The organism is Bacillus sp. JJ1521, from assembly GCF_036965165.1.
In the GTDB taxonomy this organism is placed as follows: domain Bacteria; phylum Bacillota; class Bacilli; order Bacillales; family Bacillaceae_L; genus Ferdinandcohnia.
Genome location: NZ_JBALOX010000100.1, coordinates 32,768 through 55,596, shown reverse-complemented (window position 1 = coordinate 55,596; position 22,829 = coordinate 32,768). Strand labels below are relative to the sequence as shown.

Annotated in this window: 32 protein-coding genes; 5 read left to right on the top strand and 27 right to left on the bottom strand. The window is 39.7% G+C overall.

The genetic code is table 11. The features are described 5' to 3' along the window. Positions 1 to 167 precede the first annotated feature (167 nt). On the bottom strand, positions 168 to 401 hold the full coding sequence (locus tag V7147_RS14795) for a hypothetical protein (protein WP_335368607.1): 234 nt from the start codon (positions 399 to 401) through the stop codon (positions 168 to 170). 248 nt (positions 402 to 649) lie between these two features. On the opposite strand from V7147_RS14795, the gene V7147_RS14790 reads away from it, so the two are divergent. The 5 genes from V7147_RS14790 to V7147_RS14770 all read left to right on the top strand — a co-directional run bounded on the left by V7147_RS14790 (position 650) and on the right by V7147_RS14770 (position 4,598). Beyond that, positions 650 to 1,369, top strand: coding sequence for an SDR family NAD(P)-dependent oxidoreductase (locus V7147_RS14790; protein ID WP_335368606.1), 720 nt, complete (start codon positions 650 to 652; stop codon positions 1,367 to 1,369). A gap of 2 nt (positions 1,370 to 1,371) precedes the next feature. Continuing rightward, on the top strand, positions 1,372 to 2,400 hold the full coding sequence (locus V7147_RS14785) for an S-adenosylmethionine:tRNA ribosyltransferase-isomerase (RefSeq protein ID WP_335368605.1): 1,029 nt from the start codon (positions 1,372 to 1,374) through the stop codon (positions 2,398 to 2,400). A 14-nt stretch (positions 2,401 to 2,414) separates the two neighbouring features. Continuing rightward, the gene (locus V7147_RS14780) at positions 2,415 to 2,747 is read left to right on the top strand and encodes a VOC family protein (RefSeq protein WP_335368604.1); all 333 of its coding nucleotides are present in this window, start codon (positions 2,415 to 2,417) and stop codon (positions 2,745 to 2,747) included. 78 nt (positions 2,748 to 2,825) lie between these two features. Further along, the gene (locus V7147_RS14775; RefSeq protein WP_335368603.1) at positions 2,826 to 3,944 is read left to right on the top strand and encodes a GAF domain-containing sensor histidine kinase; all 1,119 of its coding nucleotides are present in this window, start codon (positions 2,826 to 2,828) and stop codon (positions 3,942 to 3,944) included. 12 nt (positions 3,945 to 3,956) lie between these two features. Beyond that, complete coding sequence (locus V7147_RS14770) at positions 3,957 to 4,598, top strand: response regulator transcription factor (RefSeq protein ID WP_335368602.1); 642 nt, start codon at positions 3,957 to 3,959, stop codon at positions 4,596 to 4,598. Positions 4,599 to 4,690: 92 nt separating this feature from the next. Here the strand turns inward: V7147_RS14770 and V7147_RS14765 are convergent, their stop codons facing one another. From V7147_RS14765 to rplF, 26 genes are all read right to left on the bottom strand, one after another. Further along, positions 4,691 to 5,206, bottom strand: a complete 516-nt coding sequence (locus V7147_RS14765) for a thioredoxin domain-containing protein (RefSeq protein WP_335368601.1) — start codon at positions 5,204 to 5,206, stop codon at positions 4,691 to 4,693. 15 nt (positions 5,207 to 5,221) lie between these two features. Next, complete coding sequence (locus V7147_RS14760) at positions 5,222 to 6,235, bottom strand: aliphatic sulfonate ABC transporter substrate-binding protein (RefSeq protein WP_335368600.1); 1,014 nt, start codon at positions 6,233 to 6,235, stop codon at positions 5,222 to 5,224. Positions 6,236 to 6,237: 2 nt separating this feature from the next. Next, positions 6,238 to 6,933 carry an ABC transporter ATP-binding protein gene (locus V7147_RS14755; protein WP_335368599.1) on the bottom strand — a complete coding sequence of 232 codons (696 nt, stop codon included), beginning with the start codon at positions 6,931 to 6,933 and terminating at the stop codon, positions 6,238 to 6,240. Positions 6,934 to 6,953: 20 nt separating this feature from the next. Continuing rightward, on the bottom strand, positions 6,954 to 7,739 hold the full coding sequence (locus V7147_RS14750) for an ABC transporter permease subunit (RefSeq protein WP_335368598.1): 786 nt from the start codon (positions 7,737 to 7,739) through the stop codon (positions 6,954 to 6,956). 173 nt (positions 7,740 to 7,912) lie between these two features. Further along, a complete protein-coding gene (gene fni / locus V7147_RS14745) occupies positions 7,913 to 8,941 on the bottom strand; it encodes a type 2 isopentenyl-diphosphate Delta-isomerase (RefSeq protein WP_335368597.1) in 1,029 nt (342 codons plus the stop codon). A gap of 77 nt (positions 8,942 to 9,018) precedes the next feature. Further along, the gene (locus V7147_RS14740) at positions 9,019 to 9,831 is read right to left on the bottom strand and encodes a phytoene/squalene synthase family protein (RefSeq protein WP_335368596.1); all 813 of its coding nucleotides are present in this window, start codon (positions 9,829 to 9,831) and stop codon (positions 9,019 to 9,021) included. 553 nt (positions 9,832 to 10,384) lie between these two features. Next, positions 10,385 to 10,777, bottom strand: coding sequence for a 30S ribosomal protein S9 (rpsI, locus tag V7147_RS14735; protein ID WP_335368595.1), 393 nt, complete (start codon positions 10,775 to 10,777; stop codon positions 10,385 to 10,387). Positions 10,778 to 10,797: 20 nt separating this feature from the next. Continuing rightward, positions 10,798 to 11,235, bottom strand: a complete 438-nt coding sequence (gene rplM / locus V7147_RS14730; RefSeq protein WP_335368594.1) for a 50S ribosomal protein L13 — start codon at positions 11,233 to 11,235, stop codon at positions 10,798 to 10,800. Between the two features lie 177 nt (positions 11,236 to 11,412). Then, the gene (gene truA, locus V7147_RS14725) at positions 11,413 to 12,162 is read right to left on the bottom strand and encodes a tRNA pseudouridine(38-40) synthase TruA (RefSeq protein WP_335368593.1); all 750 of its coding nucleotides are present in this window, start codon (positions 12,160 to 12,162) and stop codon (positions 11,413 to 11,415) included. Positions 12,163 to 12,173: 11 nt separating this feature from the next. Beyond that, a complete protein-coding gene (locus V7147_RS14720) occupies positions 12,174 to 12,965 on the bottom strand; it encodes an energy-coupling factor transporter transmembrane component T family protein (RefSeq protein ID WP_335368592.1) in 792 nt (263 codons plus the stop codon). Continuing rightward, positions 12,962 to 13,837 (bottom strand): energy-coupling factor ABC transporter ATP-binding protein, encoded by an 876-nt coding sequence (locus tag V7147_RS14715; protein WP_335368591.1) that lies wholly within the window; start codon positions 13,835 to 13,837, stop codon positions 12,962 to 12,964. The genes V7147_RS14720 and V7147_RS14715 overlap by 4 nt, the downstream gene beginning before the upstream one ends. After that, positions 13,813 to 14,652 carry an energy-coupling factor ABC transporter ATP-binding protein gene (locus tag V7147_RS14710; protein ID WP_335368590.1) on the bottom strand — a complete coding sequence of 280 codons (840 nt, stop codon included), beginning with the start codon at positions 14,650 to 14,652 and terminating at the stop codon, positions 13,813 to 13,815. The genes V7147_RS14715 and V7147_RS14710 overlap by 25 nt, the downstream gene beginning before the upstream one ends. 311 nt (positions 14,653 to 14,963) lie before the next feature. Then, positions 14,964 to 15,326, bottom strand: a complete 363-nt coding sequence (gene rplQ, locus V7147_RS14705) for a 50S ribosomal protein L17 (protein WP_116354123.1) — start codon at positions 15,324 to 15,326, stop codon at positions 14,964 to 14,966. A 53-nt stretch (positions 15,327 to 15,379) separates the two neighbouring features. After that, positions 15,380 to 16,324: a DNA-directed RNA polymerase subunit alpha gene (locus V7147_RS14700; protein ID WP_335368589.1), complete on the bottom strand. Its 945-nt coding sequence runs from the start codon at positions 16,322 to 16,324 to the stop codon at positions 15,380 to 15,382. Positions 16,325 to 16,612: 288 nt separating this feature from the next. Beyond that, positions 16,613 to 17,002: a 30S ribosomal protein S11 gene (rpsK, locus tag V7147_RS14695; protein ID WP_099352759.1), complete on the bottom strand. Its 390-nt coding sequence runs from the start codon at positions 17,000 to 17,002 to the stop codon at positions 16,613 to 16,615. Positions 17,003 to 17,021: 19 nt separating this feature from the next. Next, on the bottom strand, positions 17,022 to 17,387 hold the full coding sequence (rpsM, locus tag V7147_RS14690; protein WP_335368588.1) for a 30S ribosomal protein S13: 366 nt from the start codon (positions 17,385 to 17,387) through the stop codon (positions 17,022 to 17,024). Positions 17,388 to 17,410: 23 nt separating this feature from the next. After that, the gene (gene rpmJ / locus V7147_RS14685) at positions 17,411 to 17,524 is read right to left on the bottom strand and encodes a 50S ribosomal protein L36 (protein WP_058000145.1); all 114 of its coding nucleotides are present in this window, start codon (positions 17,522 to 17,524) and stop codon (positions 17,411 to 17,413) included. A 32-nt stretch (positions 17,525 to 17,556) separates the two neighbouring features. Beyond that, positions 17,557 to 17,775, bottom strand: coding sequence for a translation initiation factor IF-1 (gene infA / locus V7147_RS14680; RefSeq protein WP_010285101.1), 219 nt, complete (start codon positions 17,773 to 17,775; stop codon positions 17,557 to 17,559). Positions 17,776 to 17,946: 171 nt separating this feature from the next. Further along, positions 17,947 to 18,693: a type I methionyl aminopeptidase gene (gene map / locus V7147_RS14675; RefSeq protein WP_335368587.1), complete on the bottom strand. Its 747-nt coding sequence runs from the start codon at positions 18,691 to 18,693 to the stop codon at positions 17,947 to 17,949. Continuing rightward, complete coding sequence (locus V7147_RS14670) at positions 18,694 to 19,344, bottom strand: adenylate kinase (RefSeq protein ID WP_335368586.1); 651 nt, start codon at positions 19,342 to 19,344, stop codon at positions 18,694 to 18,696. A gap of 58 nt (positions 19,345 to 19,402) precedes the next feature. Next, complete coding sequence (secY, locus tag V7147_RS14665) at positions 19,403 to 20,695, bottom strand: preprotein translocase subunit SecY (RefSeq protein ID WP_335368585.1); 1,293 nt, start codon at positions 20,693 to 20,695, stop codon at positions 19,403 to 19,405. Continuing rightward, complete coding sequence (rplO, locus tag V7147_RS14660; RefSeq protein ID WP_335368584.1) at positions 20,695 to 21,135, bottom strand: 50S ribosomal protein L15; 441 nt, start codon at positions 21,133 to 21,135, stop codon at positions 20,695 to 20,697. The genes secY and rplO overlap by 1 nt, the downstream gene beginning before the upstream one ends. A gap of 33 nt (positions 21,136 to 21,168) precedes the next feature. Further along, positions 21,169 to 21,351 (bottom strand): 50S ribosomal protein L30, encoded by a 183-nt coding sequence (gene rpmD, locus V7147_RS14655; RefSeq protein WP_335368583.1) that lies wholly within the window; start codon positions 21,349 to 21,351, stop codon positions 21,169 to 21,171. 13 nt (positions 21,352 to 21,364) lie between these two features. Continuing rightward, complete coding sequence (rpsE, locus tag V7147_RS14650) at positions 21,365 to 21,865, bottom strand: 30S ribosomal protein S5 (RefSeq protein ID WP_335368582.1); 501 nt, start codon at positions 21,863 to 21,865, stop codon at positions 21,365 to 21,367. Between the two features lie 21 nt (positions 21,866 to 21,886). After that, positions 21,887 to 22,249, bottom strand: a complete 363-nt coding sequence (gene rplR / locus V7147_RS14645; protein WP_335368581.1) for a 50S ribosomal protein L18 — start codon at positions 22,247 to 22,249, stop codon at positions 21,887 to 21,889. Positions 22,250 to 22,281: 32 nt separating this feature from the next. After that, positions 22,282 to 22,818 carry a 50S ribosomal protein L6 gene (rplF, locus tag V7147_RS14640; RefSeq protein WP_335368580.1) on the bottom strand — a complete coding sequence of 179 codons (537 nt, stop codon included), beginning with the start codon at positions 22,816 to 22,818 and terminating at the stop codon, positions 22,282 to 22,284. Positions 22,819 to 22,829: the final 11 nt, after the last annotated feature.

Here is a 22,829-nt window from a genome sequence, read left to right as displayed (position 1 = left end):
CCCTCACGCGGAATGTCCTTCATCAGGCTCATGAAGAACCGAACGCTCCCAGCTCCCTCTCAAAAAGTCCTTCATAGCGCTTCAAGATCTATCTCGTCCTGTTTTTAATCACAGTTAATGCCTTTCCTCAAAAAAAGGCCCCCAATCATCTGATTGAGAGCTAATCTCTATCTCTGTATATCCGATGTCTCCAACCTTTTAACTTTAAGCGATGGACTTTCCTTTTTCTTTCCGAGCAATCTTGCTACCTGCCATCCAATGACCATATGAACTACACCCATAATACCGAATAATAAATAGTCCCCGATTGGTTCTGGAAGTAAGAGATCGACGACTAACCACATTCCTGCCGATGACGCGCCGATTAGAGCACCGAGCATTGATTTTTGGATACGACTCATTTTCCACACACCCCTTCACGTTTGTTACCATTCTTACATTCATCATATGTAGATGAATTGCTCGAAATAACTTGAAATTTGGCGAAAGGTTGTCCGATATGAAAATTGCTTTTCCATGCAGTCAATCTACATACCCTTTTTAATTTTTCTCCTCCAAAAGTTGTAGATAAAGTTCAAGCTTTTTTACGAAGAAGAATCCCCTTGTTGCCAGTATGCTTAAATCATAAAGAACGTAAGGAGAGATAACGATGATGAAAAATAAAGTTGTCATGATTACTGGAGCATCAAAAGGATTAGGAAAGGCATTAACATTAGCTTTTGCAAAAAAAGGAGCGACGCTGGCAATCTGCGCGAGAACGGAAGAAAACCTTTTAAAAGTAAAACATGAAGCTGAAAACATTGGGGCAACAGTTCTTGCAGTGACCGCTGATGTTTCTAAGTCTAGAGATGTGGAACGATTTGTTGCACTGACCGAAGACACCTTTGGCAGGATTGATATTTTGATTAATAATGCCTCCATGTTAGGACCTAGTCCAATGCCGTTATTACTCGATTACCCCGAAGAAGACTATATGGAGGTACTAAGGGTTAATACACTATCACCATTTATAGTAACAAGAAGAGTTGTAGTTGGGATGCTCGAGCGCAATGAAGGCTCGATTATCAATGTGACTTCGGAAGCCGGTCACACTGGTTATGCAGGCTGGGGAGCATACGGGGTATCGAAGTTTGCAGTTGAAGGCCTCACCGAAACATGGGCGGATGAATTAAGCGAGACCGGAGTTCGTATCAATATGGTTGATCCTGGAGAAATGGATACAGAGATGCACCAATTGGCTGTTCCGGATTGTGATTACCCGCTTGCAAAACCAGAAGGTGTAGTCGATATCTTTTTATACCTTGCTTCGGATCAGACAAAAGGCATTAATGGAAAACGGTATTCAGCACAATCTCATGAGGTGGTGTAATGATGGCAGCAAAAGTTATCGATTTTTACCTTCCAGATAAACTAAATGCCTCTCTCCCACCTGAAAAACGTGGGATTAGGAGAGACCATGTCCGAATGATGGTGCTTGATCGGAATTCTGGTAACATCGAGCATGACTGCTTCTTCCATTTACCGCAGTATCTCCAAGCTGGAGACCTTGTTATTTTAAATAATAGTCGCACCATTCCTGCTGTTTTACATGCAGGATGGCTTAGGAACAAAATCCAAATCGCAGCTAAGACGGAAATTCGACTGGCTAGACGTCGTGGTGAAGATCTATGGGAGGTACTCTTTGTCGAAAAAAATGTAAAGGTTGGTGATCAATTTATTTTTTCACCCGAATTATCAGCAACGGTAATTGGCGAAAAGAAAAATTCACCATTAAAAATGTTGAAGTTTACTAAAATGGGATCTGACTTACTAAATATCATTTACGCACTTGGTGAGCCGGTTCGATATGAATATATTGACCAACCATGGGAATTAGACTATTACCAAACGGTTTTTGCCAGCCATCCAGGTTCAGTAGAAATGCCCTCAGCAGGAAGGGCCTTCAGCTGGGAACTTCTTTTTACGTTAATGCGGAAGGGAATTCAGGTTGATTTTCTTCAACTCCATACTGGCCTAAGCTATCTCCTAGACGATAGCTGGCAACAGACACCTGAGGAGAACGAGGAAGAATATCACATTTCTGAAACAACAATGCAACGGATACTTGAAACAAAAGCTGCCGGAAAACGGGTTATTGCGGTTGGAACAACCGTGGTTCGAGCTCTTGAGAGCGCAGTAAAGTTCGGTAATCTTTCGGGAGTAACTAATCTATACATCAATGATCAGTTTCCTTTGAAAATAGCCGATGGGATCATTACTGGATTACACGAACCAAAGGCGAGCCATCTTGATATGCTATCCGCGTTTATTCCTGAAGGGCATCTTCTACAGGCTTACGACCAAGCCATTGTTGCCAACTATTTATGGCATGAATTTGGAGATATGAATCTTATTATCTGATTTGGAGGTATGGTATGAAACTTCATCATTACGGTCTTGAAGTAAGCAATCTTGAGGATTCTGTCGATTTTTATAAACACTTTTTAGGTTTTCAAGAAGAGAAACGTTTTAGGTTCATGGAGGAAGAAATCGTGTTTTTGACCCTCGATGATTTTAGAATAGAGTTAATTTCAAGTAATACGATAAATGCTCATATCTGCTTTGAAGTTAGTAATCTTGATAGGATAATAACCTCGCTTACGGGTCTTCGAAAAATCGAAGGCCCCTATAGACTAGATAATGGTTGGCAGACCGTCTTCTACAAAGGGCCTACTACAGAAATACTTGAATTTTTGCAGACTAATTGAGTTCCATCGAAAAATCCAAAGTCTGAATATTATAAATGGGTTATAATGAAAGCAGAAAATACTGCTGGGAGGAATTTCATGTCCGCACGGGATCAATTTGAGGAAATCAGCATATTAAAGGAAATAGCTGAACTGTTAAATGAAGGAACAGACACAAAAAACGTATTATCCTGTGTTTTAACTAAGCTTCTCCAGGTAACTGGTCTGCAAACTGGTTGGATATTTTTAATTGATGAGCATGGTAAACACCATCTTATTGCTGACGAAGCACTTCCCCCTGCATTAGCAAATAACCAAAAGCAACGGATGTGCCATGGAAGCTGCTGGTGTGTTAATAAGTACAACAACCAGCAACTGAATAAAGCAACAAATATTATTGAGTGCAAAAGGATTGAAGATGCCCTCGAGGAAAAAGCTGGGGATACATGCGGCTTGACCCATCACGCGACCGTCCCGCTCCGTGCTGGGCAGGAACGATTTGGGATCTTGAATGTGGGAGCGCCACATAAAACTCATTTTGAAAAAAATGAACTTGCCTTACTTGAGGCTGTTGCCTATCAAATCGGAACCGCGCTGAAGCGTATCAAGCTGACTCAACGTGAACAAGAGACTGCACTTGTTGCTGAACGAAATCGTTTAGCACGAGATCTTCATGATTCGGTTAATCAACTCCTATTTTCCTTAAGCCTCACAGCCAGGGCCGGCGTAGAAATGACCGAAAGCAACGACGTCAAACAAACGTTCACCTATATACAAGATATGGCTCAAGAGGCACTTGGAGAAATGAGAGCATTAATTTGGCAACTGCGACCTGCGGGTTTAGAAAACGGACTAGTAAGTGCCCTACGAAGCTTTGCCGAAATGCTTGGTCTATCCATCGATACAACGGTTCTAGGTGCAGCCACCATTCCCGGAAAGGTAGAGGAAGCCTTGTGGCGTATTGGGCAGGAAGCCCTGGCAAATTGTAAAAAGCATTCCCAGACAACAGAAGTCGCTTTACATTTCCAAGCTTCTGAAGATAGAGTAAAAATGATCATTAAGGATAAGGGCTGCGGCTTCCTCTATGAGGAAAACCTTGAAATACCATCATTGGGATTACGGAACATGAAAGCACGGACTGAAAGCTTGAACGGGACCTTTCTTTTACAAAGTAAACCGGGAAGTGGTACAGAAATAGAGATTCACATTCCGTTTTAGGGGGATTAGGAAGTGAGCATAAAAATAATAGTAGTAGATGACCACCATGTTGTTAGACGCGGCCTTGTCTTTTTTCTCCGAACACAAAGAGGACTAGAAATCGTCGGGGAAGCAGCTAATGGAAAAGAAGCGATTGTTTTGGCAAAATCCTTAAAGCCAGATCTCATCTTAATGGATTTAGTGATGCCAGAAATGGACGGGATTGAAGCAACAAGGATTATCAAAAAGGAACTACCTGAAATAAAGATTATGATCCTAACCAGCTTTTCAGATCAAGACCATGTCATCCCCGCCCTTGAAGCAGGTGCATCCGGATATCAATTAAAGGACATTGAGCCTGATAGTCTTGTCACATCCATCAAAAAAATGATGGCTGGTGAAAATCAACTTCATCCAATAGCAACTTCACACCTACTGGCCAGTCTATCCAATCATCGAAACCAGGAGAAAAATGCAATTGAGGAGTTAACGAATAGAGAGTTAGATGTTTTAAAGGAAATTGCCAAGGGGAAAAGTAACAAAGAAATCGCTAGTTCACTTTTTATCACCGAAAAAACAGTCAAAACACATGTATCCAATCTACTAGGTAAACTCGAATTGACTGACCGAACACAAGCAGCACTTTATGCAGTAAAAAATAAATTAGTAGACTAAAAACGGATGTGGGAAGGATACTACATCCGTTTTTCCTCATCAAAAAGACCCTCAACCAATTGATTGAGAGTCTCTTAGGTGTCCTTTTTACCCTATGCTAGTGCCTTTTCAACTTCATCTTCTAAGCCTTGCGCATCAAGCTCAACAGGGAATTGGAATTCCTTCTCGTTTATAAAAACAGTTGGTACCATTTTAACCTGACGTTTAATCGCTTCAGCTGTAATTTTTAAACTGATGTCAATTGTATCTGGCTCTTCTTTTAATCCATACTGTTCCGTTAACATTTCTTTAATAGAGTGACTATCTGACTCACTCCATTCAGTTTGCTTCTTAAACAAGTCTTTCATAATCTCATAAATGCGTTCAGGTTCGTTGTAGTCAAAAAACAAATTCGCTAAAGTACCATATAGCAGCATTTCACGTGGCTTATCATAATGTTTAATCACATATTGAACTTGATCACTTTCAATATAAGGGGCTAGAACTTTATCTGCTGCTTCAAAAAATGTTGCACAGTAAGGACATGCTAGATTTAAAAATACTTCAACCTTTACTGGAGCATCTGTATTGCCATAGCTCAAGAATGCATTTTCAATTACCTTTGTCATGTTAAAACCCTCCTGTTACTTGATGTTGTCTGGAATTAGTGCTTCGTCTACATTAGTCGCTTCTTTAACACTCACTTCTGTTTCTAGTAAACCAGCTTCAAAAAATGTATCTGCTAGTTGTTGTTGACTTGTAATGATGGCTTCGTCTATTTTTTGAACACCAAATTTACGACGGTCATTCGCCTGTTGGATTGGTTCGATTTCTAAACCTAATTCAGTTGAAAGAATTTCGGAAACTTCTGTTTTGTTATCATTAGCCCATTGGTCGGACTTTTGTAATTCCTCTAAAATTACTTTGATTACATCTGGTTTTTTAGCTAAAAAGTCTTCTGATGCGAAGTAGAATGTACGGTTCTCAGTTAAATCAGAACCATTTACTATCGTGCGTGTTTCTACTTTATTCTCAACGATTGCTAAATATGGATCCCATGTTCCATATACATCAAACTGGTCTGTAGTGAATGCTGATAAACCTTCCGCTGCATCTTTATAAAATCTAATTTCTACTTCATCTAATGAAATACCCGCTTTTTCTAATGCTACTAATAATAAGTAGTGTTGATTACCACCTTTTGTTACACCAATTGTTTTACCTTTTAAATCTTCTACTGTTTTAATATCCGAATCAGCCTTCGTGACCAATGCAACCCCATTTGGATATGGTGCTTCAGATGCGACATAATGTAATGGGTGACCACCAGCTTGCATGAATACTGCGTTACCGTCAGATGCATGTCCAAAATCGATATTATTCGTATTTAATGCTTCTAGTAACACTGTTCCAGTTGGGAACACCTTCCACTCAATTGTATAACCCGCTTTACTTAATGCTTCATCAAGGTTACCATGCTCTTTTAAAATGTTTAATGTATTTCCTCTTTGATAGCCAATTCGAATGACTTCTTTTTTAGCACTATCGCTATCGCTTGAAATACCTTCTGTTGAAGTACCAGTGCTGGAATCACTGCCACACGCAGCTAATACAAACAAAAATAAAACAGATATAAAAAATACGAAAGACTTTTTCATGTTTATCCCCCTAAAATTTGATCTAGTATCTTTTTCTCATAAGACGTAAATTTCTCGTCACGCTCACGAGGTCTTGGTAAATCTATTTCTTGATCTAATTGAATGACTCCTTTGTCAATGACAATGACACGATCTGCTAAACGGACAGCTTCCGTAACATCATGCGTAACAAGAAGTGATGTAAATTTCTGCTGCTGCCAAAGCCCCTCAATTAAATTTTGCATTTCAATCCTGGTAAGTGCGTCAAGCGCACCAAGTGGCTCATCAAATAGTAAAATATCAGGATTGCTTGCCAATGCACGTGCAAGAGCAATACGTTGTTTTTGCCCACCTGATAATTGATCAGGCCAATCATTTTTCTTATCAATCAAGCCAACTTTTTCAAGAGATTCTTTTGCGACCTCTTTGTTGACCGCACCGAGATTAATATTATTGAGAATACTTTTCCAAGGAATCAGACGATCATCTTGAAACATGACACGAATCTTTGGTTCCTTCGCGTCCTCCCCTGAAAATGACAATTCCCCTCTTGAAATTTCCTCTAACTTCGCGATAATTCGTAACAGTGTGCTTTTTCCACAGCCGCTTCGTCCCACGATAGCAGTGAAGCTTCCTTGTTCAATTGATAGATTAATATCACGTAAGACCTCATTCTCTCCGTAGCTTTTCGCTACATTGTTTAGTTCAATATTGAACATCGTACCACCCCCATCTGCCCTTAATTATTTTTTCTGTTATAGGATGGATTCCATTTTAATAAACGATTTTCAAAAAGTTTCGCAATAAAGTCGGATAACTTACCTAAAATCGCATATAGCACAATCGTTAAAACAACGATGTCCATTTGCATAAATTCACGCGCAGTAGTTGCTAAAAAGCCAATCCCAGAGTTTGCCCCAATTGTTTCAGCGACAATTAGCGATATCCACGTTACTCCAAGCGCATAACGAATACCAACTAAAATGGAAGGCAAGGATCCTGGTAAGATGATATTCGTAAATAGCCTCCATCTCGATAGTCCATATACTGAACCCATCTCAATTAACTTATGATCGACATTTTTAATACCGTTAAATGTATTTATGTAAATCGGGAACATCACCCCAAGTGCGACTAAAAATATTTTTGCACTTTCATCGATGCCAAACCATAAAATGACGAGCGGAATTAACGCCAAATGGGGAATTGTCCGCACCATTTGAATTGTCGTATCCACTGTTTTTTCAAAAAATAGAATCGTACCATTTAAAAGGCCAAAAACGAACCCAACAATTCCTCCAATGAAAAAACCAAGTAGTGCACGTTGAGTACTGATTAAAACGTGTTCCTGTAATTCACCAGATTTAAATAATCGAATCGCTGCTTGTATAACCTCCAATGGAGTTGGCAATATCGATGAGGCAATAATTTTGTATTGACCAAATATCTGCCAGATCACAACAAGCACAATTGGCAATACCCAAGGGAAGAATTGATTGTTATACCATTTGATGTTTCTTTTCACTTTCTCACCTACTTTTGAAGATGGATGTAATACAATGATTTAAATTATAATTATTCCCATCGGTTTTGTAAACATTAAAGCATTATTGTTTTTTAAAAATTAAAATAAACTGAATTTGATTTTAGGACATAAAAAAAGACCCCCAACCAATTGGTTGAGAGTTTTCAATAATTTTATAGTTTTTTCAATCGTGTGTTGCCTTTCAAATCCTGAATCGTCGACGCTCCGATTCCAAACATCGACATCCGAAGTTCCATTTCTCGGATTTTCATTACTTCAAGGACATCTTCCGCACTTTGGGTCGCTTCTTTCAGAATGGATCGCCCAAATCCGACTAGGTCAGCACCTAACGCAATGGCCTTGGCACCGTCTAGCCCAGTCTGCATCCCTCCGCTGGCAATTAGCGGAAGATCTGCACTTTCTTCGCGAACCAATCTGATTGACTCTGCCGTTGGAATACCCCATTCGCTAAACGCTTCAGCGGCAGCTCGTTTTATTGGATCTTTGGCACGGAATTTTTCTACCTGGCTCCAGGAAGTGCCTCCCGCTCCTGCAACGTCAATGAACGCAACTCCAGCGTCAATTAATTTTTTCGCAGTCTGACCATCGATACCCCATCCGACTTCCTTAACTCCGACCGGAACATTCAGCATGCTACACACTTGTTCAATCTTCTTTAATATCCCTTTGAAATTAGTATCCCCATTTTCCTGAATCACTTCTTGAATGCTGTTCAAATGAAGGACGAGCATATCTGCGTCAGTCAAATCGATGATTTTCCTGCATTCTTCAACACCGTATCCATAATTGAACTGAACAGCACCCAAATTAGCAATGATCGGGACACTCGGTGCATATTTCCTCATCAAAAAGGAAGTGGAATGTCCGTCACTGTCGAGCAGCGCACGGGTGGATCCAAGTGCAAGCATCCATCCGCTTTCCTCGGCCGCTAAAGCCAAATTTCGATTAATCGTCTCGGCGAAGGCAGTCCCACCCGTCATGGAACTAATAAGAAACGGCGTTTTGCATTCAAAGCCGAGGAATCTTGTTTCAATGGAGATTTCGTCAAAGTTTATTTCAGGGATCGCATTATGCATGAATACAAACGACTCTAAACCTGTTGAAATAGACTCTCCCGTAACTTTTTCGTTCAACGTGATTTTAATATGTTGAGATTTTCTTTGCTCGATTGAGTTGGACATCACCAACACCTGCCCTTATCACCAAAATTCTTTAAGGACGGTAGATCCTGCATCCTCAATCCCTGTATACACAGGAATCAATTTGTTTGCACTTCTTCCACCGTTTGTTCTACTTCTGCACGTGAAATTTTCTCCCGTCCCTCTTTCAACGCATTTAACGTTTTATGGGCCAGTGCTAGAGGCAAGCGACAGAATAAGATAATGCTTCTCTTTTTGAGAGACTTCATATACTCATCTGCCTTCGCGAGATTTTCCTCTGCATATTTGAAAAGTTCCTCACGGTTCCAGCCATCTGGTACAAAGCTTACACCACGTTCATCCAAGTCTTCCTTCTGATTGCGCAAAATGTTAACGGCCTGTAACCCGCGCCCATAACCGATGGCAAGTTCCCGATCCGTTTTTTCTCCGCCATACAACTCCCACAGTTCTGAAAGCATGACTCCAACAAGTCCTGCAACATAATATGTATAATCATCCAAATCCTCACGTGTATGGATATTCCAATTTTCTTTTGACCATTTCGCCATACCAAATGACATTTCATAAGCAGCATTCATGATGATTGGCAGGGCATCCTTTGGACAGGCTTGCAGCCAATCTCCCAGTCGAAGTGTAACTTCAGGCAAGAGAGCATTTGTTGGTCCCAGTATTTTTACATATTCTTCGTTATCAAATGGTTGGTTAAATAAATCAGCCACTTGCATTAAGATTGTGTATTTTACATCATTGTCCAATTCTTCATGATCCTCAATTTCATCAATTGCCCGAAATACCAAATAAGCAGATGCAACTGAATGCTTCAACTCTTTCTGCAAAAACGTAATCGGTATATAAAAAGTACGACTCGTCTCTTTTAAAATTCTCATTGCATCTTTAGGAAACCCACTCATTCTTTCTTGCCTCCAATTCAAAACTGTCTATTCCCATCGTACCCTAATTAGATACATAATTCATACAAAAATAACAGATTAACATTAATTACATTTTTTAGTCATCTCTACTATTTTATAATTAGTTTGAATTCTATACAAATTTCAAGTTTAAAAAGTGATTGATAAATAAAGAGAGTATTTAAAAAGGACCATTTGGGAAGATAACCAAATCAGTGCATCTTCGAAATTAGGAGAAAGCAGAGTTTGAAAAATAAGCGGAGAAATTTTCATTAACAAGGAAAAATCACTGAAAATAGCTAATATAGACGGAGAAATTCCGACTATTAACTCAAGAAATTCAAAAATAGGGGATTTCCTTACTTAGTCGGAAAACCTTCCCTTATTTTTCCCGAAAACGTCTTCCATTTTGTATATAAACGGAAAAACTCCGTTAATTTTATTTTTACGGTTACCCGATCAATATCCATGGTCAAAATGTGGTCAATAGCAACATTTATGTATAAAAAAGACCCCCAACCAATCTGGTTGAGAGCCTTTGAAACGCCAAAAATTAACGTTTTGAGAACTGAGGTGCACGACGAGCGCCTTTAAGACCGTATTTTTTACGTTCTTTCATACGTGGGTCACGAGTTAATAGTCCAGCTGATTTTAAAGATGGACGGAATTCAGGGTCAGCTTGTAGTAACGCACGAGCGATACCGTGGCGGATTGCGCCAGCTTGACCTGTGTAACCACCACCATTTACATTTACAAGAACGTCATAACGTCCTACAGTTTCAGTAGCAATTAGAGGTTGATTTACAACTGCTCTTAAAGCTTCAAATGGAATATATTCTGCAATGTCACGACCGTTGATAACAATGCGTCCGTCGCCAGGAACTAAACGTACACGTGCAACAGAGCTTTTACGACGACCAGTGCCTATATATTGTACCTGTGCCAAATTAATACCCTCCTTAATAATTAACCGCGAAGTTCGTAAACTTCAGGTTGTTGTGCTTGATGTGGATGTTCGCTTCCAGCGTAAACATGCAATTTCTTAAACATTTGACGACCAAGAGAACCTTTTGGAAGCATTCCTTTAACTGCAAGTTCAAGCATTCTTGTTGGAAAGTTTGTACGCATTTCCAATGCAGTTCTTGATTTCAATCCGCCAGGGAATTGGCTGTGACGGTAGTAAATTTTATCGTGTAATTTATTACCAGTTAATTCGATTTTTTCAGCATTGATAATGATCACATTATCACCAGTGTCAACATGTGGTGTAAAAGTTGGTTTGTGTTTTCCACGAAGTAATGTTGCAACTTCAGTTGATAAACGACCTAAAGTTTTACCTTCAGCATCTACAACATACCATTTACGTTCTATATTCTGAGCATTAGCCATAAATGTTGTACGCATGAGTTTCCCTCCTAATTTTTCACTAACGTTTCATATTGTATTTAATCACGATTAAAGTTCCGGGGCTTTAACGTGGGGTTTAAATATCATACCTAAAATATAATATAACTTTCAGGGTGTAATGTCAAGAAAATGTTACACCAGGATTAGTTGTTATAGAGATTTTCTTACTTCCTATTACTTCCAATCACTATAAAATACCTGCCACAGGTATAAACCTTGGCCTGGAGCAGTCTTTCCTGCAAGTGAGCGATCTTTCCCAGCAAGAATAGACTGTATCATCCTTGCATCTTTTTTTCCATTGCCAACCTCTAGCAAAGTCCCTACGATTATTCTTACCATATTATACAAAAAACCATTACCTATAAACGAAAGAATGAGTTCATCGTTATGTTTTTCTATTTTAATCTGGTAGATGGTACGAACCTTATCCTGTACTTCTGTCCTTGATGCACAAAAACTCGTAAAATTATGTGTACCTACCAAAAACCCAGCAGCTTTTTTCATCGCATGAAGATTAAGCGGATACGGATAATGATAGGTATATTGTCGCTTAAAAACGTAAGGCTCTTCACTGATCAACAATCGATAACGATATTCCTTCGCCTTCACATCAAAACGCGCATGAAAGTCTGGCTCAACCATCTTCACTGAACGTACTCGAATGTCATCAGGCAGCATGGAATTCAGTGCTTTCTTCCACCCCTCGGCAGGAATCGATAAAGGTGAGTCAAAATGAACAACCTGTCCAAGAGCATGAACTGTTGCATCGGTTCGACCCGATGCGACAATATTTATTTGTTCCCCTTTATGCATTTTCCGTAAAGTAGTTTCAAATTCAGATTGAACTGTCCGTTTATTCGGTTGTACCTGGTATCCCGAAAACTGGGTCCCATCATACGATATGATGCATTTGTAGCGGCTCATCTTTTCCCTCATTATCCACGTAGTAAAAATAGTACTACTGCTGTTGCAAATAGCAATACAAGCATAAGTGTATCAAGACCACGCCACTGTAGTAGACGCAGTTTGGTTCTTCCTTCTCCACCCCGATATCCTCTTGCTTCCATGGCGATTGCGAGTTCTTCTGCTCGTTTAAATGAACTAATGAACAAAGGAATCAATAAAGGAACAACCGCCTTCATACGATCCTTGATCGGACCGCTCGTAAATTCAACGCCCCTTGCCGCCTGCGCCTTCATTATCTTCTCAGTTTCCTGCATTAATGTCGGAATAAATCGAAGTGAAATCGACATCATAAGCGCAAGTTCATGCGTGGGTAAACCGATTTTTTTAAATGGTGCTAATAAGCTCTCCATCCCATCGGTAATTTCAATAGGTGTACTTGTTAATGTTAATATTGTGGTCATAATAATTAAATATAATAGCCGTAATGAGATAAAAATCCCCTGTTTTACGCCGCCCTCATAAATTTTAAGCCAACCAAAATCGACTAAAAGGTCTCCCTCTTTCGTTAAAAAGATATGAAGGATGAATGTAAACAGGATAACCCATAAAATCGGTTTTAATCCAGAGAGAATGTATCGTAAAGGAACCTTTGTTAATAAAACAATCGTTAATGTGTAAACTCCCAGTAATGCATAGGTAAGAACCGAATTTGCGATAAATACAATAAACACGTAAAAGAAAATTAATAATAGCTTTGCCCTTGGGTCCATTTTATGAAGGGGAGAGTTCCCTGGTATATAGCGACCTATAATGATGTTCATAGCGGGCCCCCTTCCCCTTTAAGGGCTTCTCCGACATAGCGGACAATTTCATCCACTGATAAACTTGCCGTGCGTGGAATCTCAATACCTAATTTATCTTCAAGCAACCCCTTGAGTCTTACTGCTTCAGGAACGTCCAATCCTAAATGAAGAACTTGTTCAGGGTTTGAGAAAATCTCAACAGGGCTTCCTTGAAATTTAATTGTTCCTTTTTCCATCACAAAGATTTGATCGGCATAACGGGAAGCATCCTCCATACTGTGGGTTACAAGGACGGTTGTAAGGCCTCGTTCTTTATGGAGCTTATAAAACATCTCCATGATTTCAAAACGACCTCGTGGATCTAGTCCTGCAGTAGGCTCGTCCAAGACTAATACTTGTGGGTTCATAGCCAAAATGCCAGCAATTGCAACCCGTCTCATTTGACCACCGCTTAGATCAAAAGGAGATTTCGTTAAATATTCCTGAGTCAAGCCCACCATTTTTATTGTCTGTTTCGCTCTTTCCTGTGCCTCCTCTAAAGACACACCAAAATTTAAGGGACCAAAACAAATGTCCTTCTCTACTGTTTCCTCAAACAGCTGGTGCTCAGGAAATTGAAAGACTACCCCGACATTCTTTCGAAGCGGCTTTAGATTTTTTTCCTTTTGCTTTGAAGTAATTGTACGGTCTCCAATTGTAATCGAACCCGAAGTTGGCTGTAAGAGGCCATTTAAATGTTGTAGAATCGTCGACTTCCCAGAACCTGTATGACCAATGATGGCGGTGTATGAACCAGATTTTATATCCGCATTCACATCATATAAAGCTAGTCTTTCAAAAGGTGAACGAATCTGGTAGCGATGCTCTAGTTTTTCGATTGTAATGTCCATAACTCATTCACCAAGCTTTCTTCTGTTATATGATTCTTAGAAAGAGGAACACCGCTTGCTCGTAGTTTTTTAGATACCTTCACCGAAAAAGGCAAATCTAGCCCGATTTCTACAAGCTTATCATCCAAAGCAAAAATTTCCTCAGGCTTCCCTTCTGCAAATAACCGCCCTTGGTTCATAACAATGATTCGGTCAGCCCGTGCTGCTTCCTCTAAATCATGGGTAATTGACATAACCGTGATCTGACTTTCATTTTTAATTTCTCTTATCGTTTCTAAAACCTCTGTACGCCCAATAGGGTCTAACATAGAGGTTGCTTCATCTAAAATGATTAAATCAGGCTGTACGGCAAGAACACCGGCAATGGCTACCCTTTGCTTTTGACCGCCTGAGAGTTGATGTGGCTCATGCTCAAGAAACTCTCGCATTTTAACCATATCAATCACTCTTTCAATTCGTGACACCATCGTTTCGCGTGGAAGTCCGTTGTTTTCCATACCAAAAGCAATATCATCTTTTACAGTCGTTCCAACGAACTGGTTATCCGGGTTCTGAAACACCATCCCGATTTTCCTTCGGATATCCCAAATAGACTCTTCATTTAGCTGTACCCCTTCAATCGTTACGGTACCTGTTTGTGGTAACAATAAACCGTTTAGGATTCGAGCTAATGTGGATTTCCCAGAGCCATTATGACCTACAATCGCAAGCCACTCTCCTTTTTGAACAGAGAATGATAGATTTTCCACTGCGAAACTTGTGTTTTCTTGGTATTTATAGCTAATCTGATCAACGATCAAAAGGTTTTCACTCATTCTTATCCCCCACTAAAATCAAATGCGCGTTGGCGCATTTGCGCCAGTACTAAAATTATTTCCATAGAAATAAAACTATTCTCATCTCAACTTACTACCTTCCAAACTATTCGTTTCTTCCTTATCTGTCAAGGGAATAAGAACGCGTTATTCCTATAATTCAGGAGAAGTGTGATTATATTGTGTGTATACAATAAGGAGAGTAAATACTATTCGTAGATAATTCTATCTTTTTTGAAAAATAACGAACATAAAATAAAAAGGGCTTAGACCAGTTTATAAAACTGTCCTGCCCCTCTAATGTTAAAAGTTTATACTAATTCAATGATAACCATTGGTGCACCGTCACCACGACGAGGTCCAAGTTTCATGATACGAGTGTATCCACCTTGGCGCTCTTCATAACGAGTTGCGATGTCACTGAATAATTTTTGTAGCGCATCTTGACCAGACTCTTCGTTTGCTACTTCGTTACGGATGTAAGATGCAGCTTGACGGCGAGCATGAAGGTCACCACGCTTACCTAATGTAATCATTTTTTCTACAACTGATTTTAATTCCTTCGCACGAGCTTCAGTTGTTTCGATACGCTCATTGATGATTAAGTCAGTAGTAAGGTCACGTAATAACGCCTTACGTTGCGCGCTTGTACGTCCTAATTTTTGGTATGACATGAGGTATTCCCTCCTTTGTTGAATTATTATGAATTTGCGTTAATCAAAACGAGTCAGTCATCTTTACGTAAGCCTAAACCAAGTTCTTCTAGTTTAGCCTTAACTTCTTCTAAAGATTTACGACCAAGGTTTCGTACCTTCATCATATCTTCTTCAGTTTTATGAGCAAGTTCTTGAACCGTATTGATTCCTGCTCTCTTTAAGCAGTTATATGAACGAACAGAGAGATCCAACTCTTCAATTGTCATCTCGAGGACTTTCTCTTTTTGATCCTCTTCTTTTTCAACCATAATTTCTGCATTTTGAGCTTCATCTGTTAATCCTACAAAAATATTTAAATGTTCTGTTAGGATTTTCGCACCTAGTGCAATCGCTTCTTTCGGACCAGTACTACCGTCAGTCCAAACATCAAAAGTCAGTTTGTCAAAGTTCGCGACCTGTCCGACACGTGTCTTTTCCACTTGGTAATTAACACGTGCAACTGGAGTATAGATAGAGTCAATCGGAATTACACCGATTGGTCGATCATCACGCTTATTTGCATCAGCTTGTACATACCCTCGTCCACGCTTCGCAGTAAATCTTACACGAAAATGTGCATCCTTAGCAAGAGTTGCAATGTGTAGATCTGGGTTTAAGATTTCAACATCACTGTCATGTGTGATGTCGGAAGCTTTTACCGGACCTTCACCTTGAACATCAATCTCAAGTGTCTTCTCTTCATCAGAGTAGATTTTAAGAGCTAATTTTTTCACATTTAAGATAATAGATGTTACATCTTCGACGACGCCTTCGATTGTTGAGAACTCATGCAGTACACCATCTATTTGGATAGACGTAACAGCGGCACCAGGAAGAGAAGATAGTAGGATACGACGTAAGGAGTTACCCAAAGTAGTTCCATATCCACGCTCAAGTGGTTCGACGATGAATTTACCATATTTGGCATCTTCGCTGATTTCAACCGTTTCGATTTTTGGTTTTTCAATTTCGATCATTTATAAACCCTCCTTCAAAACGTCGAAACCTCGGCTAGACCATGATCAAGGACGTCTAACCGAAATTCCCAAAAGTTAAGTTCCCTATCTGTGCACAACAACAACTCGATTAATTCTGTAAAGAACTTATAAACAAAACATGGCGATTCGTGAATCTCCCTCACTCACGCCTTTGTTACACTTATAAGAATAAAAAAGTTTATCAAAACCCATTAATCCATTATAGCCATGGATAAAAAATCTTATACAGAAAAAGATCAAATACGTCCAGTCAAAATTGTACGTATGTTATACGCGACGACGTTTTGGTGGGCGACATCCATTATGTGGTACTGGAGTAACATCTTTAATAGCTGTAACTTCAAGACCAGCAGCTTGAAGTGCACGAATTGCAGCTTCACGTCCTGCGCCAGGGCCTTTTACAGTTACTTCAAGAGTTCTCATACCATGCTCCATTGAAGCTTTAGCAGCTGTTTCAGCAGCCATTTGTGCAGCGAATGGAGTAGATTTACGTGAACCTTTGAAACCAAGTGCACCAGCACTTGACCATGAGATTGCATTTCCGTGTGCATCTGTAATTGTTACGATCGTATTGTTGAATGTTGAACGGATGTGAGCAACACCAGATTCAATATTCTTTTTTACACGACGTTTACGAGTATTCGTTTTACGTGCCATTTATCCATTACCTCCCTTACTATTTCTTCTTGTTTGCTACAGTACGACGAGGTCCTTTACGTGTACGAGCGTTATTTTTAGTATTTTGACCTCTTACAGGTAACCCACGACGATGACGTAGACCTCGGTAAGAACCGATTTCGATTAAACGTTTGATGTTAAGTGAAACTTCACGACGAAGGTCCCCTTCTACTTTGTAACGATCAACGATATCACGAATTTTGTTTAATTCGTCTTCTGTAAGATCACGAACTCGTGTATCTTCAGAAACACCAGCTTCTGCTAGGATCTTTTGTGCAGTTGGACGTCCGATTCCAAAAATATATGTTAAAGATATTACTACACGCTTTTCGCGCGGAACATCAACACCAGCAATACGTGCCATTTAGACGTACACCTCCTTATTAATTAGCCTTGTTTTTGTTTATGTTTTGGGTTTTCACAAATTATCATTACTTTACCTTTTCTACGAATAACTTTGCACTTTTCGCAGATAGGTTTTACTGATGGTCTCACTTTCATTTTTCAAACCTCCTTGATAGTTCGGAGCGCATTTATTTAAAACGGTACGTAATCCTACCGCGAGTCAAGTCATAAGGTGATAATTCTACCGTAACCTTGTCTCCGGGTAAAATACGAATAAAGTGCATGCGAATTTTACCAGAAACGTGGGCCAAAACAGTATGACCATTCTCTAATTCAACTTTAAACATTGCATTAGGTAATGTCTCAGCAACAGTACCTTCAACTTCAATTACATCGTCTTTCGCCATTGGAATGTTCTCCCTTCTTCAAATCAGTAACTTGCTCATTGACAAACTTCGATTCATTCAGGACTACCTCAACGTTTGCCATCGACCAGTTTCTTTAATACTGCTCTGAACTTCCGGAGATACGTAATCAAAAATTAGATGAATGTTATTCTCATGAATAGGGTTCGTGCCTTACAATTTTGTTAAGATCTCATACCCTGTTTCTGTAATAGCAATCGTATGTTCAAAATGCGCACACGTTTTGCCATCGACTGTTACAACAGTCCAGTTATCTGCTAACGTCTTCACGTATCGACTACCTGCATTTACCATCGGTTCAACGGCAAGTACCATTCCTGGTTTTAAACGTGGTCCTTTATTAGGAGGACCGTAATGTGGAATTTGTGGTTCCTCATGTAATTCTTTGCCTACACCGTGACCTACATATTCACGAACAATCGAAAAACCGTTTGTCTCGGCATAAACTTGGATTGCATGAGAAATGTTTGAAAGACGCACACCAGGTTTTGCTTCTTCTAATCCTCGATAAAGGGATTCTCTCGTTACTTCGAGAAGTTTTTGATTTTCTAGTGAAATCGTACCTACAGGATATGTCCAAGCTGAGTCACCATGATAGCCATTGTACTCGGCGCCGATATCGATACTAATTATATCTCCATCTTGTAAGACGCGATCACCTGGCATACCGTGTACCAGCTCTTCATTAACAGAAGTACAGATACTACCGCGAAAACCATTATACCCTTTAAAAGATGGAATTGCATCAAATCCACGAATAAACTTTTCAGCAATTGTATCCAGTTCTTTAGTCGAAATCCCTGGAGTAATATATTTTTGTAATTCTTGATGTGTTAACGCAACGATCTTACCAGCCTCGCGCATTATTTCAATCTCTCTTGGTGACTTGCAAATAATCATCTATTTTAATCCCCCAAGGAGCTCCTCTACATCACCAAAAACTTTGTTTATTTCTTGTTGTCCATCGATATTGCGAAGATAGCCTTTTTCCTGATAAAAGTCAAGAAGTGGCTTAGATTGCTCGATATTTACTTGTAGACGAGTCCCAACTGTCTCCGCGTTGTCGTCCGCACGTTGATAAAGTTCTCCACCACACTTATCGCATGTCCCTTCCTGACTAGGTGGGTTGAATACTAAGTGATAAGTAGAACCACAGTCCTTACAAATTCGACGACCTGTCAATCTCTCGAGTAAAATTTCAGAATCAACTTCAATGTTAATCACGTAGTCAATCTTTTTATCGAGATCAGTAAGGATTGCTTCAAGTGCTTCTGCTTGTGGAACGGTACGTGGAAATCCATCAAGTAAAAATCCTTGGTTGCAATCATCCTTGCTTAGTCGCTCACGGACAATTCCGATCGTAACTTCATCAGGAACAAGTTCACCTTTATCCATAAAAGATTTTGCTTGAAGTCCTAGTTCTGTTCCATCTTTTATTGCAGCACGGAACATATCTCCTGTTGAGATATGAGGGATATTGTACTTTTCTACGATTCTTTCAGCTTGAGTGCCTTTACCAGCACCCGGAAGCCCCATTAATACTAAGTTCAAGTGATTTGCCCCCTCAGCCTCTTATCTTAGAGGTGCTGGGAAAAACATTCCCAGAACCTTATTTGATAAATCCTTTATAATGACGTTTTACAAGCTGACTTTCAAGCTGCTTCATTGTCTCTAGTGCAACACCGACAACGATGAGCAAGCTAGTTCCACCAATTTGTGCAGACTGCGGTAAATTCGCAAAAGTTATAAAGAAAACAGGAAGAACAGAAATTGCTGCTAAGAAAATAGAACCAACAAAAGTTAAGCGATACAGAATTTTTGTTACATATTCTTGCGTATTTCTTCCTGGACGAATCCCTGGAATATAGCCACCTTGCTTTTTCAGATTATCTGCCATTTGCTCAGGGTTAACTTGAACAAATGTATAGAAATATGAGAACGCAATGATTAGCGCGACATAAATGATCATCCCAACTGGTTGGGTATAATCAAAGTATTTGGTAATCCATTCAGTTACCGCATTAGGACCAAAGAACGATGCAATCGTTGGTGGTGTAATAACGAAGGAAACTGCAAAGATTACAGGAATAACACCAGCCGCATTCACCTTTAATGGTAAATGTGTGGAGTGTCCTCCAACCGGGCTATTAGCAGCTAACCGCTTTGCATATTGAATTGGAATTTTACGTAAAGCTTGTTGTACAAATATTACGCCTACGACAACAGCTATAATAGCAATTAGCAGTAAAACAACAGTAATGATGCTTAGGAATAATTGATCCCCTGCATCTTCAAATTGTTGAATATAGATTTGATTTACAGCTGTAGGAATAGCGGCAACAATACCTGCGAAAATGATAATAGAAATTCCGTTTCCAACGCCTTTAGCTGTAATTTGTTCACCTAACCACATTAAAAATGAAGTACCGGCAGTTAACACAACAGCGATTAATAGGTACGTTCCGATACTAGGATTTTCAATTAACATACCGTTTGACATATTGTTGAAACCATACGACATACCTAATGCCTGGACAAAGCCTAGCACGATCGTTCCATAGCGAGTAAATTGTGCTAATTTACGACGTCCAACTTCCCCTTGCTTGGACCATTCCGTAAATTTAGGAACAACGTCCATTTGCAACAATTGAATAATAATTGAAGCAGTAATGTAAGGCATGATTCCCATCGCAAGGATTGAGAAGTTAAACAATGCTCCACCACCAAATGTATTTAAAAGGCCGAACGCCGTATTGCTATCAGTCGCTTTTAAAACGTCGGCATTTACATTTGGTACTGGAATAAAGGTGCCGATTCGAAATACTACTAACATAAGTAAGGTGAATATAATCTTGTTTCTTATATCACCAACGCGCATAAAATTGGAGATTGTCTGAAACATTAAATCACCTCAGTTGTTCCGCCAGCAGCTTCAATCGCTTGTTGAGCAGTAGAGGAGAATTTGTGAGCTTTAACTGTTAGCTTTTTATCAAGAGTACCTTTACCAAGGATCTTAACTCCAGCATTCAGTTTACTTACAACACCAGTTTCAATTAATAGTTCAGGTGTTACTTCTGTTCCGTCTTCAAAACGATTTAATGTTTCTAGGTTAACAATTGCAAAGTCTTTGCGATTGATATTTGTAAAACCACGTTTTGGTAAGCGTTGGAATAGAGGTGTTTGACCACCTTCAAATCCAGGACGAACACCGCCACCAGAACGCGCTTTTTGACCTTTATGACCTTTACCAGATGTTTTACCATTACCTGAACCAGTTCCACGTCCTACACGATTGCGTGTTTTACGGGATCCTTCAGCCGGTTGTAATTCATGAAGTTTCATTTGGGCACCTCCTTATTTCAGAAAAAAATCTAATTATTGTTCTTTAACCGTAACTAGGTGAGCAACTTTATTAATCATACCGCGAATCGCAGCATTATCATCATGAACAACAGTTTGATGTAATTTTTTCAATCCAAGAGTACGAACAGTTACACGTTGGTCTTCAGGACGTCCAATGACACTGCGAGTGAGGGTGATTTCTAATTTCGTTGACATTGTGTTTTCCCTCCTATCCTAACAGTTCTTCTACTGATTTACCACGTAACTTAGCTACTTCTTCAGCACGCTTCAATTGAGTTAGGCCTTCGATTGTAGCACGAATCATATTTACTGGAGTGTTCGTTCCTAATGACTTAGAAAGGATATCACCGACACCAGCAAGTTCTAATACCGCACGAACTGGTCCACCAGCGATAACTCCAGTACCTTCAGATGCAGGCTTTAGTAAAACTTCTCCTGCCCCAAATTGACCAATTACTTGGTGAGGAATTGTTGTGCCAACCATCGGTACAGATACTAAGTTCTTTTTAGCATCCTCAATTGCTTTACGAATTGCATCTGGAACTTCTTGTGCTTTACCAGTTCCAAAACCAACATGTCCGTTTCTATCACCGACAACAACTAATGCTGCAAAGCGGAAACGACGTCCACCTTTTACAACCTTAGCCACACGGTTAACGGTAACTACGCGTTCTTCAAGTTCTAATTTATTTGGATCAATGCGACGCATCTATAATGTCCCTCCTTTTTATTAAAATTGTAATCCAGCTTCACGAGCAGCTTCTGCTAATGCTTTAACACGTCCGTGATATAAGTAACCTCCGCGGTCAAATACAACCTCTTTGATTCCTTTTTCAATTCCACGCTTTGCAACTAGTTCGCCAACCTTTGTTGCAGCATCAATGTTTCCAGCAGCCTCAACAGAAAGCTCTTTATCCATTGTAGAAGCACTTGCGATCGTTACTGAGTTTACATCATCGATTAATTGAGCGTAAATGTGTTTGTTTGAACGGAACACATTTAGGCGAGGACGAGTTGCAGTTCCTGAAACACGAGAACGAACACGAGCATGTCTTTTTCTACGAACTGCATTTTTATCCTGTTTCGTAATCATTTACGTCTCTCCTTTCTTTTACCTAAAAAGGCTTACTTCGCAGTTTTACCTTCCTTACGACGAACAAATTCACCTTCGTAGCGAATACCTTTTCCTTTATAAGGCTCAGGCGGACGTACACCACGAATATTAGCAGCTAACGCTCCAACACGTTCTTTGTCGATACCTTTAACAATGATCTTAGTGTTAGATGGTACATCGATTTCAACGCCAGACTCTGGTACGATTTCTACTGGATGAGAATATCCAACGTTTAATACAAGTTTGTTTCCAGCTTTTTGAGCACGGTATCCGACCCCGATTAGCTCTAAGCCTCTTTCAAAGCCTTTGGATACACCTTCGACCATGTTTCCAAGAAGACTACGTGTTGTACCGTGAAGAGCACGGTGTTCTTTATTTTCAGTTGGACGAGCAACGCTGATCACGTTGTCTTCAACATTGATTTGCATATCAGGATGGAAAGTACGAGTTAATTCGCCTTTTGGTCCTTTTACAGTAACAGTATTACCGTTGAATGATACAGTAACACCGGATGGTATTTCGATTGGTTTTTTACCAATACGTGACATGTACTACACCT